Origin of the sequence: Nonomuraea sp. 3-1Str (genome assembly GCF_031570565.1) — a bacterium.
Lineage (GTDB): Bacteria > Actinomycetota > Actinomycetes > Streptosporangiales > Streptosporangiaceae > Nonomuraea.
Genome location: NZ_JALHBK010000001.1, coordinates 453,832 through 470,521, shown reverse-complemented (window position 1 = coordinate 470,521; position 16,690 = coordinate 453,832). Strand labels below are relative to the sequence as shown.

The 16,690-nt window shown below is 72.0% G+C and carries 15 protein-coding genes, 1 pseudogene and 1 riboswitch; of the genes and pseudogenes, 7 read left to right on the top strand and 9 right to left on the bottom strand.

Annotation, left to right across the window (positions count from 1 at the left end; genetic code table 11):
- Positions 1 to 7: 7 nt before the first annotated feature.
- From MTP10_RS02550 to MTP10_RS02535, 4 genes are all read left to right on the top strand, one after another.
- On the top strand, positions 8 to 832 hold the full coding sequence (locus MTP10_RS02550; RefSeq protein ID WP_310707295.1) for a helix-turn-helix transcriptional regulator: 825 nt from the start codon (positions 8 to 10) through the stop codon (positions 830 to 832).
- An 84-nt stretch (positions 833 to 916) separates the two neighbouring features.
- Complete coding sequence (locus MTP10_RS02545) at positions 917 to 2,008, top strand: CapA family protein (protein ID WP_310707294.1); 1,092 nt, start codon at positions 917 to 919, stop codon at positions 2,006 to 2,008.
- A gap of 28 nt (positions 2,009 to 2,036) precedes the next feature.
- Positions 2,037 to 3,848, top strand: coding sequence for an SDR family oxidoreductase (locus MTP10_RS02540; protein WP_310707293.1), 1,812 nt, complete (start codon positions 2,037 to 2,039; stop codon positions 3,846 to 3,848).
- A gap of 69 nt (positions 3,849 to 3,917) precedes the next feature.
- Positions 3,918 to 4,562: a TetR family transcriptional regulator gene (locus MTP10_RS02535; protein WP_310707530.1), complete on the top strand. Its 645-nt coding sequence runs from the start codon at positions 3,918 to 3,920 to the stop codon at positions 4,560 to 4,562.
- 12 nt (positions 4,563 to 4,574) lie between these two features.
- On the opposite strand, the gene MTP10_RS02530 is transcribed toward MTP10_RS02535, so the two are convergent.
- Positions 4,575 to 4,940, bottom strand: coding sequence for a hypothetical protein (locus tag MTP10_RS02530; RefSeq protein WP_310707292.1), 366 nt, complete (start codon positions 4,938 to 4,940; stop codon positions 4,575 to 4,577).
- Between the two features lie 206 nt (positions 4,941 to 5,146).
- On the opposite strand from MTP10_RS02530, the gene MTP10_RS02525 reads away from it, so the two are divergent.
- Entirely contained in the window at positions 5,147 to 5,677 is a 531-nt protein-coding gene (locus MTP10_RS02525; protein WP_310707291.1) for a hypothetical protein, read from the top strand.
- A 105-nt stretch (positions 5,678 to 5,782) separates the two neighbouring features.
- On the opposite strand, the gene tenA is transcribed toward MTP10_RS02525, so the two are convergent.
- The 8 genes and pseudogenes from tenA to MTP10_RS02485 all read right to left on the bottom strand — a co-directional run bounded on the left by tenA (position 5,783) and on the right by MTP10_RS02485 (position 14,757).
- On the bottom strand, positions 5,783 to 6,493 hold the full coding sequence (gene tenA, locus MTP10_RS02520) for a thiaminase II (RefSeq protein ID WP_310707290.1): 711 nt from the start codon (positions 6,491 to 6,493) through the stop codon (positions 5,783 to 5,785).
- Positions 6,485 to 6,580, bottom strand: a riboswitch (TPP riboswitch). It overlaps the preceding gene by 9 nt.
- A gap of 14 nt (positions 6,581 to 6,594) precedes the next feature.
- Positions 6,595 to 7,209: a hypothetical protein gene (locus MTP10_RS02515; RefSeq protein WP_310707289.1), complete on the bottom strand. Its 615-nt coding sequence runs from the start codon at positions 7,207 to 7,209 to the stop codon at positions 6,595 to 6,597.
- 222 nt (positions 7,210 to 7,431) lie between these two features.
- Entirely contained in the window at positions 7,432 to 10,002 is a 2,571-nt protein-coding gene (clpB, locus tag MTP10_RS02510) for an ATP-dependent chaperone ClpB (RefSeq protein ID WP_310707288.1), read from the bottom strand.
- A 33-nt stretch (positions 10,003 to 10,035) separates the two neighbouring features.
- A pseudogene (locus MTP10_RS02505) lies at positions 10,036 to 10,359 on the bottom strand (heat shock protein transcriptional repressor HspR); the annotation flags it as partial.
- Positions 10,360 to 10,362: 3 nt separating this feature from the next.
- Complete coding sequence (gene dnaJ / locus MTP10_RS02500) at positions 10,363 to 11,550, bottom strand: molecular chaperone DnaJ (RefSeq protein WP_310707287.1); 1,188 nt, start codon at positions 11,548 to 11,550, stop codon at positions 10,363 to 10,365.
- A gap of 43 nt (positions 11,551 to 11,593) precedes the next feature.
- On the bottom strand, positions 11,594 to 12,211 hold the full coding sequence (grpE, locus tag MTP10_RS02495) for a nucleotide exchange factor GrpE (protein ID WP_310707286.1): 618 nt from the start codon (positions 12,209 to 12,211) through the stop codon (positions 11,594 to 11,596).
- Positions 12,211 to 14,088, bottom strand: a complete 1,878-nt coding sequence (gene dnaK / locus MTP10_RS02490) for a molecular chaperone DnaK (RefSeq protein WP_310707285.1) — start codon at positions 14,086 to 14,088, stop codon at positions 12,211 to 12,213. The genes grpE and dnaK overlap by 1 nt, the downstream gene beginning before the upstream one ends.
- Before the next feature lie 204 nt (positions 14,089 to 14,292).
- Entirely contained in the window at positions 14,293 to 14,757 is a 465-nt protein-coding gene (locus MTP10_RS02485; protein WP_310707284.1) for a hypothetical protein, read from the bottom strand.
- Positions 14,758 to 14,877: 120 nt separating this feature from the next.
- Here MTP10_RS02485 and MTP10_RS02480 point away from each other — a divergent pair, with 120 nt between their 5' ends.
- A complete protein-coding gene (locus tag MTP10_RS02480; protein WP_310707283.1) occupies positions 14,878 to 15,768 on the top strand; it encodes a proline dehydrogenase family protein in 891 nt (296 codons plus the stop codon).
- 88 nt (positions 15,769 to 15,856) lie between these two features.
- Complete coding sequence (gene proC, locus MTP10_RS02475) at positions 15,857 to 16,651, top strand: pyrroline-5-carboxylate reductase (protein ID WP_310707282.1); 795 nt, start codon at positions 15,857 to 15,859, stop codon at positions 16,649 to 16,651.
- The last annotated feature ends 39 nt before the right edge of the window (positions 16,652 to 16,690 follow it).

Below are 16,690 nucleotides of genomic sequence, written 5' to 3'. Positions count from 1 at the left end.
TGGAGACATGACGATGGCGGAGACCAAGCGGACCGACCTGGCGGCGTTCCTGCGCACGAGGCGCGAGCGGATCACCCCCGAGATGGTACGCCTGGCCCCGGGGCCGCGCAGGCGCACGCCCGGCCTGCGACGCGAGGAGGTCGCGCAGCTCGCCGGCGTGGGCGTCACGTGGTACACGTGGCTGGAGCAGGGTCGTCCCATCAACGCCAGCACCCAGGTGCTCGACGCGATCGCGCGCACGCTCCGGCTCGACAACGCCGAGTGGCAGCACCTCTACCGGCTGGCCGGACACACCACGGGCGTGCCCAACGACGACACCACGCGCGTCACCCCGCAGGTCCAGGCCATCCTCGACCAGCTCGGCCCGATGCCCGCCTGCCTGTCCAACAGCCGCTGCGACGTGCTCGCCTGGAACCCCGCCTACGCCGTGCTGTTCCCCGAGGTCGTCGGCGCGCCCGACGGCGAGCGCAACACCCTCTGGCAGAGCTGTGTGGGGCCGCTGGCCTGCGTGCTGGTCAACCGCGACAAGGAGCTGGCCCGCGCGGTGGCCGTCTTCCGCGGCGCCTACAGCCGTCACGCCGACGACCCGTGCTGGCAGGACTTCGTCCGCCGGCTCACCCGGGAGAGCCCGGAGTTCGCTCGCCTGTGGGCGCGCCAGGACGTGGCCGAGCCGGGGCCACGCGAGAAGATCTTCAAGCACGCCGAGGTGGGCAGGCTCCGCTTCAGCACGGTGAGCTTCAACTCCTCGGCGGCGCCCGAGACGCGGATGGTCGTCTACACCCCGGTGGACGACGCCAGCCGCGAGGCCGTCACCTGGCTCATGTCCCGCTGACCGTCCGGAAGTTGGGGCACGCCGCGTCGCCACCCATGGCATGCTCGTTGGCTGAATGTCAGGAACGAGCAGAAGTGGCGACAAATGAGACTCCCCCGTCGTGCCGCCGCGGCCGTGGCCGTCGCCGCAGCCCTCACCGCCTCCACCGCGTGCGCCGCGGACGAGCCGGACCCCCAGCCCAGTGCCCAGAGCAAGCAGGCCCTCGACAAGCCCGCCGTGGCGGACTCCACGCCGTCGCCGGAGCGCCGGCCGTTCACGATCTCCTTCGGCGGTGACGTGCACTTCGAGGGCGTGCTGCGTCCCCGCCTGAACAACCCGCGTACCACCCTCGGGCCGATCGCGTCCGTCCTGCGCCGCGCCGACCTTGCCATGGTCAACCTGGAGACGGCCATCACCACCGGAGGCACGCCCGCGCCGGGCAAGCAGTTCACCTTCCGGGCGCCCGCCAGCGCCTTCACCGCGCTCAAGGCCGCCGGGGTGGACGTGGTGTCCATGGCCAACAACCACGGCATGGACTACATGGAGACCGGCCTGTCCGACTCGCTCGCGGCCATCAAGAAGTCCAGGTTCCCCGTGGTGGGGATCGGCGCGAACGACACCGAGGCGTACCGGCCGTTCCGCAAGGTCGTCAACGGCAACCGCGTGTCGGTCATCGGGGCCACGCAGGTGCTCGACGCCGAGTTCGTCAACGCCTGGACGGCGACGCCCGGCAAGGGCGGGCTCGCCTCGGCCAAGAACGAGGACCGCCTGCTCCGGGCCGTCCGGCAGGCCCGCAAGAACTCCGACACCGTGATCGTCCACCTGCACTGGGGCACCGAGATGCAGAAGTGCCCGAACCCGGCGCAGCTCTCCCTGGCCCCCAAGCTGGTCAAGGCCGGCGCGGACGTGGTGGTCGGCGGCCACGCGCACATCCTGCTCGGCGCCGGCTACCTGGGCAGCTCCTACATCAGCTACGGCCTGGGCAACTTCGTCTTCTACAACTCCACTCCGGGCACGACCGGACGGACCGGGGTGCTGACGCTCACGATCAACGGGCGCAAGGTGCTCAAGGACCAGTGGACCCCGGCCACCATCCAGGGCGGCATCCCGGTGCCGATGACCGGCGCCGCCAGGACGCAGGCGGTGGCCGACTGGAAGGCGCTGCGCTCCTGCACGGGCCTGTCCACCCGCCCCTGACCGGCGTTTGCGGGCGGCGTGGCCGGTCATGTCTCCTGGACGGGCCGGCGACGTGGAGGAGGCCGCCATGCGGTGGGTGGAGTCCGGTGACGTACGGCTGTGGGTGGTCGAGGAGGGCGACCCGGCCCACCCGACGATCCTGCTCGTTCACGGCTATCCCGACACCCAGCGCGTCTGGGACGAGGTCGCGGAGCGGCTGCGCGACCGCTTCCACGTGGTGCGCTACGACGTGCGCGGCGCGGGCCGCTCCACCGCGCCGGCCGACGACGCGGACTACACCTTCGACCACCTCGCGGGCGACCTCGCGGCGGTGCTCGACGCGATCGGCAAGCCCGCAGTCCACCTCGTCGGCCATGACTGGGGCTCGCTCCAGGGCTGGGACGCGGTGAGCAGGCCCGGCATCCGGGAGCGGGTGGCGTCGTTCACCAGCTTCGGCGGGCCGGGGCTGGCCCAGGCCGGCCGGTTCATGCGGGAGGGCAGCCCCGCGGAGGTCGCCTCGCAGCTCGCACGGTCCTGGTACATCGGCGTGTTCCAGACCCCGGCGCTGCCGGAGACGGCATGGCGGACGTTCATGCCGGCGGTGCTGGAGCGGAGCATGCGGGTCCGCGACGGCGTCGAGCCGCGCGCCGGGCACCCCGCGGACACGCTGTCGAGGGACGCGGCCAACGGGCTGTGGATGTACCGCCGCAACATGGGCCCCGGGCTGCGGCCCCGCCACACCGCGTCGCACGGCGATCCGGTGGTGGACGTGCCGGTGCAGCTCATCGAGACCACCCGTGACCCGTTCGTCTCGCCGGCGCTGCTGGCCTCGCTCGGGCGGTGGGCGCCGAGGTTCTGGCATCGCAGGATCGTGGCGGGACACTGGGCGCAGCGCGGCCGGCCGGACGTGGTGGCCAGGATGATCGCCGAGTTCGCCGCGCACGTGGACGGCGCCGAGGCCCCGCCGGGGCTGCGCCGCGCCCGGCAGGAGTCCTCCCCGGGGAGGGAGAAGGCGTTCGCGGGGCGGCTGGCGGTCGTCACCGGCGCGGGCAGCGGGATCGGCCGCGCCACCGCCCGAGCCTTCGCCGCCCACGGGGCCGAGGTGGTCTGCGCCGACGTGGACGAGGCGGCGGCGGCCCGCACGGCCGCCGGCATCGCCAAGGACTTCGGCAGCACGGCCCACGCCCAGCAGGTCGACGTCGCCGACGCCGCCCGGATGGAGAGCTTCGCCCAGCAGGTCCGCGCCGAGTACGGCGTCCCGGACATCGTGGTCAACAACGCCGGCATCCTCGTCGCCGGCGCCTTCCTCGACCACTCCGTGGAGGACTGGCGGCGCATGATCGACGTCAACCTGTGGGGCGTGGTCCACGGTTGTCGCCTGTTCGCGGCGCAGATGGTCGAACGCGGCGAAGGCGGCAACATCGTCAACGTCGCCTCGCTGGCCGCGTTCGCGCCCACGATGCTGCTGCCCGCGTACTCGACGGTCAAGGCGGCGGTGAAGACGCTCAGCGACTGCCTGCGGGCCGAGCTGGCCGGGCAGGGCATCGGGGTCAGCGCGATCTGTCCCGGTTTCGTCTCCACGAACATCGCCCGTCACGCCACGTACGTCGGCACCGACCTCCGCGACATCTCGGTGACGGCGCTGGAGCGGCGCGGCTACCCGCCGGAGCGCGTCGCCGCGCACATCCTGCGGGCCGTCCACCGGAACGAGGCCGTCGTCCTGGTCAACGCCGAGGGCAAGCTCGGGTACGCCCTGTCACGCCTCTCGCCCGGCGCCGCCCGGGTGCTGGCCCGGCTCTCCGGCACGGCCCGCCGCCTCGGCCACCGGCCGAACTCTCATACGGCTCACCTGGAGCCGTGAGAAATCCACTGATTGCCAGATAACGATCGTGTCCTTGGGGGAAAGATGGAACTCGTGCTGTCACCCCAGATGGACGAATGCGTGCGACCCCAGCCGTTACGGCGACGGCCGGCGCAGCGCCGCAGCGCGCGCCGGGTCGAGCGGATGCTCGACGCCTGCGCCGAGCTGCTCGACGAGATCGGCTACGAGTCGCTCTCCACCACCCGCATCGCCGACCGGGCCGGGGTCGCGATCGGGTCGGTCTACCAGTTCTTCCCCGACAAGCGGGCCATCACCCAGGAGCTGACCCGGCGCAACGTCGAGCAGTTCGTCTCCAGGGTCGGCCGCAGGTTCCTGGAGGAGGACTACGTCGGCTGGTGGGAGGCCGTCGACGCGATCATCGACGAGTACGTCGACATGCACCGGACCGTCCGGGGCTTCAGAAGCCTGCACTTCGGCGACGTGGTCGACCTCAACCTCCTCGACTCCGACTCCGACAACAACACGGTGATCGCCGGACGGCTGCGCGGGCTGCTGCTCCAGGAGTTCGGCCTGGCCGACAGCCATGAGCTGGACGTGGCGGTCCTGGTGGCGGTCGAGGCCGGGGACGCGGTGCTCAAGCTCGCCTTCCGCCGCGACCCGAACGGCGAGCCGGAGATCATCGCGGCGGCCAAGCAGCTCATCCGCGGCTTCCTGTCCCGCCAGCTCCGCTCCTGGACGCCGCAGACGGCCTGACTCCCCGAGTGGTCAGTCGTTCAGGCGCAGGCGCTGGATGAGCTCGGGGAGCCAGCCGAGCGCCGGGTGCGGCTGCTGGACCTTGGGGGCCGGCGGGCGCGTGTCGGGGGCCGGCGGGCGTGCCTCGCCGGCCTGGGGCGCCTGCGAGGGCGTCACGCGTTGCCGGGGCGCGGGGGCGCGCCCCTCGCGGTCCTTGGCCGTCGGGGCACCGTCGCAGGGCGCCGGGAGCGCCACCGGCCACGCCTGGCGGTCCTCTCGCGCCTCCCGGGCGTCCAGCCGGGTCTCGATCGCGTGGAGTTCGCGCTCGGCCGATTCCACGGCGGCGAGCCGTCCGGAAAGGTATCCGGCCGCACCCGGAACCAGGACCGAAAGCGCCACGGCACAGGAGAGTGTGAAGGTCGTCTGCTTGGAGATGCCCATCGCAGCCCCTCCCCCTCGCCGGTGCGCGCGACCGCTATATGCCCTACGGCCTGCGAAGACACGCCGGAAGCGGGCATCCTTTGACATGACCTTGCCAAAGTCGTGCCGGATCGGCGATGTGCATTGCCGGGGCAAACCGGCACCTGGCTCGGTAGTCTCGCGGTGTGGCGCATGTGACCCGTGAGCACCTTGATCGCCTGCTCGAGCAGGCTCTGCTGGCCGACGACCACAGCTCCCTTGCCAGGCGGCTGTACGACGTCGCGCTCGGCTATTCCTCGGGCGACGTCTCCAGGGCGTCCATCCTGGTCCTCGCGGCCGAGGAATGGCGCTCCGCCGGGCAGCCCGCCCGGGCCCTGGAGTGCTTCCAGCGCGCGGTGGAGGACGGCGGTGAGTCGCTCATCGACCCACGCGCCGGCATCGCCGACACGCTCTTCGAGCTCGACCGTCCCGCTGAGGCGAGGGAGGTCATCGAGGCGATCCGCGCGGAGGGCGGGATCACCACGGCGACCTCCCACACGATCGCCGAGACGCTCGTCGCGTACGGCGATCTGCCGGCCGGGCTCGAATGGGTGACCCAGGCCGTGCTGGCAAGTGACGAGGACGACCCGGAGCATGTGGCGCTGCTGCGCACGCGCTACCGCATCCGGGTCGATCTGGGCCTGCCCGAGGACGAGCTCGACGCCCTGGTGTCCTGAGCCGGGCTCTCCGGGGCCGGGCGTCCTGTCCGGCCCGGGGTGCGCCCCGAGGGGCGCTCGCTGCCGTCGGCATGCCCGCGATCAGGCCGTACGGGTGATCCGGGGTCAGAGGGCGGCCGTGGCCTCCGCGCCGGTCGCCAGCCACTGGCCGGTGGGCCACGTCTCCAGCCGCCACGCGCTGTCCCAGAACATCCACTCGTACTCCGTCGCCCGGCAGAACGCCTCGGCCATGGCCCGGCGGGTGGCGGGGTCGGCGGTCCCGGCCAGCCGGTCGGCGATGGCGCGCACCTGTGTCACCGAGGCGGCGAACGACGGGTCGGAGTAGGTGGAGATCCACGCCTGGTACGGGTGGCCGGACCGGCCGGCCGTGCGCTCCAGCAGGGCCGTTCCGACGTCCTGGTAGACCCAGAAGCACGGCAGCACCGCGGCGACCAGCACGGGGAGGGGCGCGCTGAGAGCCGTCGCCTGGAGGTACGACGCGTAGGCCAGGCAGGTCGGTGAGGTGCGGATGCCGGCCACGTGCTCGGGGCTCAGCCCGAACCCGTCGAGGTAGCCGGTGTGCAGGGCGCGCTCGACGGCCAGCGCCGTGTGCGCGCTCTGGGCGAAGAACATGGCGTCCGCGGGCTCGGTGGCGCGCGCCGACGCCGTCGCCAGCACCTTCGCGTACGCCGCCAGGTAGCGGGCGTCCTGCACCAGGTAGAAGGTGAACCGGTCGCGGCTCAGGGTGCCGCCGCCGAGGGCGGTGTTGAACGGGTGCCGATGGATGGCGTCGAGCAGCGTGGCGGTGCTCGCCCAGACCTCGTCGCAGAACGACAACGTCGACGTCCCTTCGCCAGTACGAACTAGATCAGGTTCGACGGGTGTGATCTCAGCCCGGCCCTCCGGGCACCCCGCGTCACGGTCCACCGTAACAGGGATCATCCCAGCGGCAGGCTCGGGAGGAGGGTGCCGACGTCGCCGAGCGAGGTGACGCCGGGCTCCGCGACGCGGGAGGCCCCGGTGCGCGGCCCCTCCGCGTGGGTGGCGGCGTCCCGGCGGCTCGGTGCGCGGTCCGGCGCCTCGTGCGCGTGCTGACGGCGGACGGCCGGCTCCGGGGCCCCCGAGACGGGCACCCCGTCGAACGTCCGGACGGGCCGGGCCGGAGCCGCCGGCAGACCGGGCAGGTCGGGCGCGGCGGCCATCGTGGACACGTCGGACAGGCCCGAGGGATTGCGCGCGCCGGGAGGAAGGACGGGCACACCCGCGGCCGTGGCCGTCAGGTCGGGGGCGACCATCGGGGAGCCGGCGCCGCGGGGGCCGGTCAGGCCGAGGCGCTCCGCCGTCCGCGCCGCGACCGCGGCGGCGCTCTCCTCGCCGGCCGCCCCGCCCTCGTCCCCGGCCGGGACGGGGGTGAGGGCATGGGTGAGGGCGAGGACGGGAGGCGGCGCCGCGATGATCCAGATGACCCCGGCGCTCAGCGTGGCCGCCGCGACGGCCCGAAAGCCGGGACAGGACCGGGATGACCTGGGATAGGACCGGGATGACACTGACACTGGACGTCCCCCTCGTCGGTACGGCTGCCCGGGCGGACGCCGGGCGGATCTCGGACGAAGGCCGAAGCTAGCCAGGGAAGCGGTGCGCCGGGGCGGGCTTGGCCGAACGGTGGACCAGCCCTTACCGGCGAGCGGGCCGCGACACGGACCCGGGCCCGCGAAAGCCCCGGGAAGCCGGCCGGAAAGACCGGCCCCGGGGCCTTGTCGTCGGTACGTCGCGCGTCAGGCGCGCTTGACGGTCAGCTCGTCGTCGCCGAGGTCGACCAGCACCTTGTCGCCGTCCACGATCTCGCCCGACAGCACCGCCTTGGCCAGCTTGTCGCCGATCGCCGACTGCACCAGGCGGCGCAGCGGACGGGCGCCGTACAGCGGGTCGTAGCCGGTGAGCGACAGCCACTCGCGGGCCGCCGGAGTGACGTCCAGGGTCAGCCTGCGGTCCGCCAGCCGCCTCGCCAGCCGGTCGACCTGGAGGTCGACGATCTGGGCCAGCTCCTCCGAGCCGAGCGCGTCGAACAGGATCACGTCGTCGAGCCGGTTCAGGAACTCCGGCTTGAAGGCGCCGCGGACCGCGCCCATCACGGCCTCGCGCTTGGCGTCGCCCTCCAGCGTCGGGTCCACCAGGAACTGGGAGCCCAGGTTGGAGGTGAGGATCAGGATCGTGTTGCGGAAGTCGACCGTGCGGCCCTGCCCGTCGGTGAGCCGACCGTCGTCCAGCACCTGGAGCAGGATGTCGAAGACCTCGGGGTGGGCCTTCTCCACCTCGTCCAGCAGCACCACGGTGTACGGCCTGCGCCGCACGGCCTCGGTGAGCTGGCCGCCCTCCTCGTAGCCGACGTAGCCGGGAGGGGCGCCGACGAGCCGGGCGACGCTGTGCTTCTCGGAGTACTCGCTCATGTCGATGCGGGTCATCGCCCGCTCGTCGTCGAACAGGAACTCCGCCAGCGCCTTGGCCAGCTCGGTCTTGCCCACGCCCGTCGGGCCGAGGAACACGAACGAGCCGGTCGGCCGGTCGGGGTCGGCGATGCCGGCCCGGCTGCGCCGGACGGCGTCGGACACGGCGCGGACGGCCTGCTGCTGGCCGACCAGGCGCCTGCCCAGCTCGTCCTCCATGCGCAGCAGCTTGGTCGTCTCGGCCTCCATCAGGCGGCCGGCCGGGATGCCCGTCCAGGACGAGATGACCTCGGCGATGTCGTCGGGGCCGACCTCCTCCTTGACCATGGCGTCGTCGGGCTGGGCGGCCTCGGACGCCTCCCGCAGCGCCTGCTCCAGCCTCGGCACCTCGGCGTACATGAGCCGGGACGCCGCCTCGAAGTCGCCGTCGCGCTGCGCCCGCTCCGCCGAGCCGCGCGCCTCGTCGAGCTGCTTCTTCAGCTCACCGACCTTGTTGAGGCCGGCCTTCTCCCGCTCCCAGCGGCCGACGAGGGCGCTCAGCTCCTCCTGGCGGTCGGCCAGCTCCTTGCGCAGCCGCTCCAGCCGGTGGAGCGAGGCGTCGTCGGTCTCCTTGGAGAGGGCCAGCTCCTCCATCTTCATGCGGTCGACGTTGCGCTGGAGCTGGTCGATCTCCACGGGCCGGGAGTCGATCTCCATGCGCAGCCGCGAGGCGGACTCGTCGACCAGGTCGATGGCCTTGTCGGGCAGGAACCGGCTGGTGATGTAGCGGTCGGACAGGGCGGCGGCGGCCACCAGCGCGCTGTCGGCGATCTGCACCTGGTGGTGGGCCTCGTAGCGGCCCTTCAGCCCGCGCAGGATCGCGATGGTGTCCTCGACCGTCGGCTCGCCGACGTACACCTGCTGGAAGCGGCGCTCCAGCGCCGGGTCCTTCTCGATGCGCTCGCGGTACTCGTCGAGCGTCGTCGCGCCGATCATGCGCAGCTCGCCGCGGGCCAGCATGGGCTTGAGCATGTTGCCCGCGTCCATCGCGCCCTCGGCGGCGCCCGCGCCGACGACCGTGTGCAGCTCGTCGATGAAGGTGACGATCTGGCCGTTGCTCTCCTTGATCTCGGACAGCACGGCCTTCAGCCGCTCCTCGAACTCGCCGCGGTACTTCGCGCCCGCCACCATCGCGCCCAGGTCGAGCGAGATGAGCCGCTTGTTGCGCAGCGACTCGGGCACGTCGCCCGCCACGATCCGCTGGGCCAGGCCCTCGACGACGGCGGTCTTGCCGACGCCGGGCTCGCCGATCAGCACCGGGTTGTTCTTGGTGCGCCGGGACAGCACCTGCACCACGCGGCGGATCTCGGAGTCACGGCCGATGACCGGGTCGAGCCGGCCCGCGCGGGCGCGCTCGGTCAGGTCGACGCCGTACTTCTCCAGCGCCTGGTAGGTGTCCTCGGGCGTCTCGCTGGTGACGCGGGCGTGGCCGCGCACCTTCTCGAACGCGTCCAGCAGCGCCTGCGGCGTGGCCCCCTGCCCCTTGAGCAGCTCCGCCACCTGGCCGCCGTCGGTGGCCAGGCCCACGAGCAGGTGCTCGGTGGAGACGTACTCGTCCTCCAGTCGCTTGGCGCGCTGCGCCGCGGTGTTGATGACGGTGAGAAGCTGGCGCGAGCTCGTCGGCGCGCTCACGGTGGAGCCCTGCGCCTTCGGCAGCGCCGCCAGCTGCTCCTCCGCCCTGGCGCGCACGGCCTTCCAGTCGGCGCCCACGGCCTCCAGCAGCGGGACCGCGGTGCCGCCCGTCTGGCCGAGCAGCGTGGTCAGCAGGTGCGCCGGGGAGATCTCCGGGTGACCCTCGGCGGCGGCGCGCCGCATGGCCCCCGAGAGAGCCTCCTGGCTCTTCTGAGTGAGCTTGTAGTCCATCTTGTTCTAGGCCCCCGGTGGCAGCTCGTAGCGGATAAGCGCCTTGACCATCTGCATCTCGGCGCGCAGGCGGTGGACCTCCTCGCGCAGCCGCAACGCCTCGTTCTCCAGCTCCAGGATCCGTTTGATGCCGGCGAGGTTGATGCCCTCCTCCTGGGAGAGCCGCTGCACCTCGCGGAGCTGGAGGATGTCGCGCGTCGAGTAGAGGCGGCCGCGCCCCGCCGTACGTCCGGGGCTGACCAGCCCCAGCCGGTCGTACTGCCGCAGCGTCTGCGGGTGCAGCCCCGAGAGTTGCGCGGCCACCGAGATCACGTAGACGGGCGTGTCGTCTGAGAGATCGAAATAGTTGGCGTCCATCGGCTACTCGCTTCTGGCTCTCTGAATGAGATCAGCTCGCGGGTCGTCACCCGCCGTCGCGGTGCCGAACTCCGTCAGGAGCTCGCGCGACTTGTCGTCGAGGCTCTGCGGGACGACCACCTCCACCGTGGCGAGCAGATCGCCCTTCGTGCCGTCCTTGCGGGCGGCGCCCCGGCCGCGGACGCGGAAGGTGCGGCCGTTCGGGGTCCCCGGCGGGATGCGCAGCGTGACCGGCATCCCCTTGAGGATGGGCACCTTGATCTCGGCGCCCAGCGCGGCCTCCGTGAACGTCACCGGCACGGTGATCGTCAGGTTGTCGCCCGAGCGGCCGAAGACCGCGTGCGGCTTGACGTGGGTGAGGATGTACAGGTCGCCCGCGGGTCCCGCGTTCTCGCCCGGCGCGCCCTTGCCCTTGAGCCGGACCCGCTGGCCGTCGGCCACCCCCGCGGGAATGCGCGCCTGGATGGTGCGCGTGCTCCTGGCCCGGCCGCTGCCGTCGCACACGGGGCACGGGTCGTCCACGAGCAGGCCGCGGCCCTTGCAGTCGCGGCACGGCTCGGAGAAGGCGAAGTTGCCCAGGTTGCGGCTGGCCGCGCCGGTGCCCTCGCAGGTGGGGCAGACCCGCGGGGTGGTGCCCGCCTTGGCTCCCGTGCCGCTGCACGCGGCGCAGGCGGCCGAGCTGGTGAGCCGGAGGGACACCGTGGTGCCCTCGACCGCCTCCGTGAACGTGAGCGTGACCTCGGACTCGATGTCCTGTCCGCGGCGGGGCCTGGTGGTGCTGGTGGTGCGGGTCGCACCACCACCCCCCGTGCGGTTGAACAGCCCGCCGAACAGGTCACCGAGCCGCTCTCCGGCGCCGTGGCCGCCCTGGGGGCCGGCCGTGCCGCCGAAGAGGTCGCCGAAGTCGAACGGGAACCCGCCACCGCCGCCGGGCCGCTGGCCGCCGACACCGGAGCCGAACAGCGTCCGCGCCTCGTCGTACTCCTTGCGGCGCTTGCCGTCGGACAGGACGTCGTACGCCTCGGAGACCTCCTTGAACTTGGTCTCCTTGGCGGTGTCGCCCTGGTTGGTGTCGGGATGGTACTGCCTGGCCAGCTTCCGGTACGCCTTCTTGATCTCATCGGCGGTGGCGGACTTGGGCACACCAAGGACGGCGTAGTAGTCCTTCTCCAGGTAGTCCTTGGTGCTCATCTACAGCCCTTCGTCCATGTTCGTGGAGTTGTCGTCGCCGGAGTCAGTCGGCGATGTCGCCGGACGCCGGGGGGGCGTCCTCGGGCTCGGCCACAGCCACCCGGGCCGGGCGCAGCACCCGCTCGCCCATCCGGTAGCCGGACTGCAGGACCTCGACCGCGGTCGGCTCGGTCACGTCCGGCGAGTAGCTGTGCATCAGCGCCTCGTGGACCATCGGGTCGAACGGCTCGCCCTTCTGGCCGAACGCGCTCAGCCCGAGCTTGGTGACCGCCGCCTCCAGGGACTCCGCCACCTTCGCGAAGCCACCCGTCAGCTCGCCGTGGTCGCGGGCCCGGCCGATGTCGTCGAGCACGGGCAGCAGCTCCATGAGCGCCCCCGCGACGGCCTGCTCGCGCACCGCGACGCGGTCACGCTCGACGCGCCTGCGGTAGTTGGTGTACTCGGCCTGGAGCCGCTGGAGGTCGGCGGTCCGCTCGGCGAGCTGGGCCTCCAGCTCGCCGTCGGTCGTCGTCCCGGCCTGGTCGGGGGCCGGCGCCTGCTCGGAACGGGCCTCGGCCCCGCCCTCCGAGCTGACGCGTGGCAGCCCCGTCTCCGGGTCGATCTTGCGGTTGTCGCGGATCACCGGCTCACCGTGCTCGTGCCCGTTGTCACGCGGCGGCATCACTGGTCCTTCTTCGGCTGGTCGTCGTCAACGATCTCGGCCTCGACCACGTCGTCGTCGGCCTTCTGCTGCTGCTGGCCGTCGCCGGGCGCGGCCCCCTGCGGGGCGCCCTCGCCGCCGGCCTGCTGCTGGCTCTGGGCGTAGATCGCCGAGCCCATCTTCTGGCTGACGGTGGCGAGCTTCTCGGCGGAGGTGCGGATCGTGTCGGTGTCCGTGCCCTCCAGGGCCTTCTTCAGCTCGCCGAGCGCGTCGTTGACCTCGGTCTTGATGTCGCCCGGGACCTTGTCGTCGTTCTCGCGGAGGAACTTCTCCGTCTGGTAGGCGAGCCCGTCCGCGTTGTTGCGGACCTCTGCCTCCTCGCGGCGCTTCTTGTCCTCCTCGGCGTACGACTCGGCCTCGCGCATCATCCGCTCGATGTCGTCCTTCGGCAGCGCGGAGCCGCCGGTGATCGTCATCGACTGCTCCTTGCCCGTGCCCAGGTCCTTGGCGGAGACGTTGACGATGCCGTTGGCGTCGATGTCGAAGGTGACCTCGATCTGCGGGATGCCGCGCGGCGCCGGGGCGATGCCGGTCAGCTCGAACGTGGCGAGCTTCTTGTTGTACGAGGCGATCTCGCGCTCACCCTGGAACACCTGGATCTGCACCGACGGCTGGTTGTCCTCGGCCGTGGTGAAGACCTCGGAGCGCTTGGTCGGGATCGTGGTGTTGCGCTCGATGATCTTGGTGAAGATGCCGCCCTTGGTCTCGATGCCCAGCGACAGCGGGGTCACGTCGAGCAGCAGGACGTCCTTGACCTCGCCCTTGAGCACGCCGGCCTGCAGGGCGGCGCCGATGGCGACGACCTCGTCCGGGTTGACGCCCTTGTTGGGCTCCTTGCCGCCGGTCAGCTCCCTGACCAGCTCGGTGACCGCGGGCATGCGGGTCGAGCCGCCGACGAGCACCACGTGGGCGATGTCGGAGACCTTGATGCCGGCGTCCTTGATGACCTGGTGGAACGGGCCCTTGGTCCGCTCGAGCAGGTCGGCGGTCAGCCGCTGGAACTCGGCGCGGGTCAGCTTCTCGTCGAGGTGCAGCGGGCCCTCGGAGGAGGCCGTGATGTAGGGCAGGTTGATGCTGGTCTCGGACTGGCTGGACAGCTCGATCTTCGCCTTCTCCGCGGCCTCGCGCAGGCGCTGCAGAGCCATCTTGTCCTTGGACAGATCGACGCCGTGGGCGTTCTGGAAGCGCTTGACGAGCTCGTCGACGACGCGCTGGTCCCAGTCGTCGCCACCGAGGTGGTTGTCACCGGAGGTGGCCTTCACCTCGACGAAGCCGTGGCCGTCCTCCTGGCCGACGTCGAGCAGGGACACGTCGAAGGTGCCGCCGCCGAGGTCGAAGACCAGGATCGTCTGGTCCTGCTCCTTGTCGAGCCCGTACGCGAGGGCCGCGGCGGTGGGCTCGTTGATGATGCGCAGCACGTTGAGGCCCGCGACGGTGCCGGCCTCCTTGGTGGCCTGCCGCTGGGCGTCGTTGAAGTACGCGGGGACGGTGACCACCGCGTCGGTGATCTTCTCGCCCAGGTACGCCTCGGCGTCCTGCTTGAGCTTCTGCAGGACGAAGGCGCTGATCTGCTGCGGGGAGAACTTCTTGCCGTCGATCTCCTGGGACCAGTTGGTGCCCATCTCGCGCTTGACGGAGCGGATGGTGCGGTCCACGTTGGTGACGGCCTGGCGCTTGGCGACCTCGCCGACCAGGACTTCGCCGTTCTTCGCGAAGGCGACCACGGACGGCGTGGTCCGCGAGCCCTGCGCGTTGGCGATGACGGTGGGCTCACCGCCCTCGAGGATCGAGACGACGGAGTTGGTCGTCCCAAGGTCGATACCTACCGCACGTGCCATGAGTACGTCCTTGTGGTCAAAGTTGAGTCGGTCAGACTCAAGCTACGAATGCCGGGAGGCTTTGTCAAACGACTTGAGCCTACTGGACTCAACCTAGATGACTCGCCCGGCATTCCGACAGAACGCACATTCCTCCAAGAAAGTGCCCCGGCACGGATGTCCGTACCGGGGCGGGGCCTGTCAGGGGTCGCGGGGCCGCTGGGGTCAGTGCTTGGCGCCGTCCACGAGCTTGCGCTTGCCGAGCGGGGCCTTGAGCTTGACGGTCGTGGTCTTCTCGATGGCGATCATGATGCAGGCCACGTTCTTCGCCTTGGGGGAGGCGCCCTCGTACAGGGTGACGGTCACGGTCTTCGCGGTCTCCTTGACCTTGACCCGGTCCAGCACCGTGCAGGGCTCCACGCCGGACGACCACACGAGCCGGATCGTGCGGCTCTTGTTGACGGCCCGGGCCGTCTGCCAGGGCACCTTGCGCACGTTCACCGCGTCGCCCGTGGGCTTGACCGGCTGGGGGCCCTTGGGCGGGGTGGTCGCCGCGGGGACGGAGACGGGGATGTGTGGAGCGGGAGAGGCGGCCTGCCCTCGGGAGGGCGGTCCGGCCTGCCCGGCGGGCGTCACCGTGCCGCATCCCATCGCGAGCACGACAGATCCGGCCAGAAGAGTCGCTTTCAAGGTCCGCATACCCCTACGACGGACGGCACGCCCGCCCGGTTCAAGCGGCGTGAACGGATCGCGCACCGGGGCGGACGGCGATCCGCCGCGGGGCGGGGGCATCGGGCTAGGGTTGGGGACGTGCTTCGTCAGGTGCTGCTCGCAGCTTCCAGGAGCGACCGCGTCGAGCGGGTCGTGTCCACCTCGCCGCTGACCAGGGACGTGGTCAGCCGCTACGTCGCCGGCGACGTGCGGGACGTCGTCTCCCGGCTCACCCGCGAGGGTCTGCTCGTCAGCGCCGACCACCTGGGCGAGGAGGTCGCCGACCCGGCCCAGGCCGAGCGCGAGGTGCGGGCCTACCTGGCCCTGCTCACCCAGCTGCCCGAGGGCGCCGACGTGTCGGTCAAGCTCACCGCGCTGGGCCTGCGCCTGTCGGAGCAGCTCGCGCTCGACAACGCCGCCACGATCTGCGAGCACGCCGCCGCCCGCGGCATCACGGTCACCCTCGACGCCGAGGAGCACGACACGATCGGCAAGCTCCACTCGGTGCACGCCACCCTGCTCAAGGAGCAGCCCACGGTCGGCGTGGTCGTCCAGTCGTACCTTCCCGGCGCCGTGGAGCGCTGCGCCAGGCTCGCCGAGTCCGAGGGCGTCCGGGTGCGGCTGTGCAAAGGCGCCTACAGCGCGCCGGGAGCCCTCACCGCGCCGGCCGACATCGACCGCGCGTACGTGCGATGCCTCAAGGTGCTCATGGCCGGCGCCGGCTACCCCATGGTCGCCACGCACGACCCCCGGCTGGTGGAGATCGCCTCGGCGCTCGCCGTGCTGCACGGCCGCGACCACTCCGGGTTCGAGTTCCAGATGCTGTACGGCGTGCGGCCCCGCGAGCAGGACCGGCTGGCCCGGCTCGGCGCCCAGATGCGCGTCTACGTGCCGTACGGCTTCGACTGGTACCCGTACCTGATGCGCCGCCTGGCCGAGCGTCCCCGCAACCTCGCCTTCTTCCTGCGCTCCCTGCTCGGCCGCCGCTGAGCGGTTCCCGCCGGGTCGCCGCCGGGCGGAGACCTGGCGTGCGGGCGGCCGGCGGGGCGCCGGGTAGGCTGCTCGCGGGAGGTGCGACGTGATCGCGATTCTGGGCACCGGCAAGATGGGCGAGGCCCTGCTGTCCGGGCTGTTGCGGGCGGGGCGCCAGCCGGACGACATCGTCGCCACCACGCGCAGGCCCGAGCGGGCGCGCGTGCTGCGCGAGACGTACGGCGTGCGGACGCTGTCCAACTCCGAGGCGGCCAAGGTCGCCGAGACGCTGGTCCTGGCCGTCAAGCCGCAGGACATGGCCACGCTGCTGGCCGAGATCGCCCCGCACGTCCCGGCCGACCGGCTGGTGATCACCGCGGCGGCCGGCATCACCACCGCGTTCGTCGAGCAGCGGCTCGACGTCGAGGTGCCGGTGGTGCGCGTCATGTCCAACACGCCGATCCGCTTCGACGAGGCGATGAGCGTCATCTCGGCCGGCGCCCACGCGGGCGAGGAGCACCTGCGGCACACCGAGGACCTGCTCAAGCCGGTCGGCAAGGTGCTGCGCATCCCCGAGGCGCAGCAGGACGCCGCGACCGCCCTGTCGGGCTCCGGGCCCGCCTACTTCTTCTACCTGGTCGAGGCCATGGTCGACGCGGGCATCCTGCTCGGCATGCCGCGGGCCGCCGCGCTCGACATGGTGACCCAGTCCATCGTGGGCGCGGCCGTGATGCTGCGCGACTCGGGCGAGCACCCGGTGATCCTGCGCGAGGCCGTGACCTCGCCGGGCGGCACCACCATCGCCGCGATCGCCGAGCTCGAACGGCACAGCGTGCGGGCCGCGTTCCTGGCCGCCATCGAGGCCGCCCGCGACCGCGGCCGCGAGCTGGCCTCCGGCTGACGCCGCCGCGACCCGGCCTCCAGGCACCCACCGGCCGAG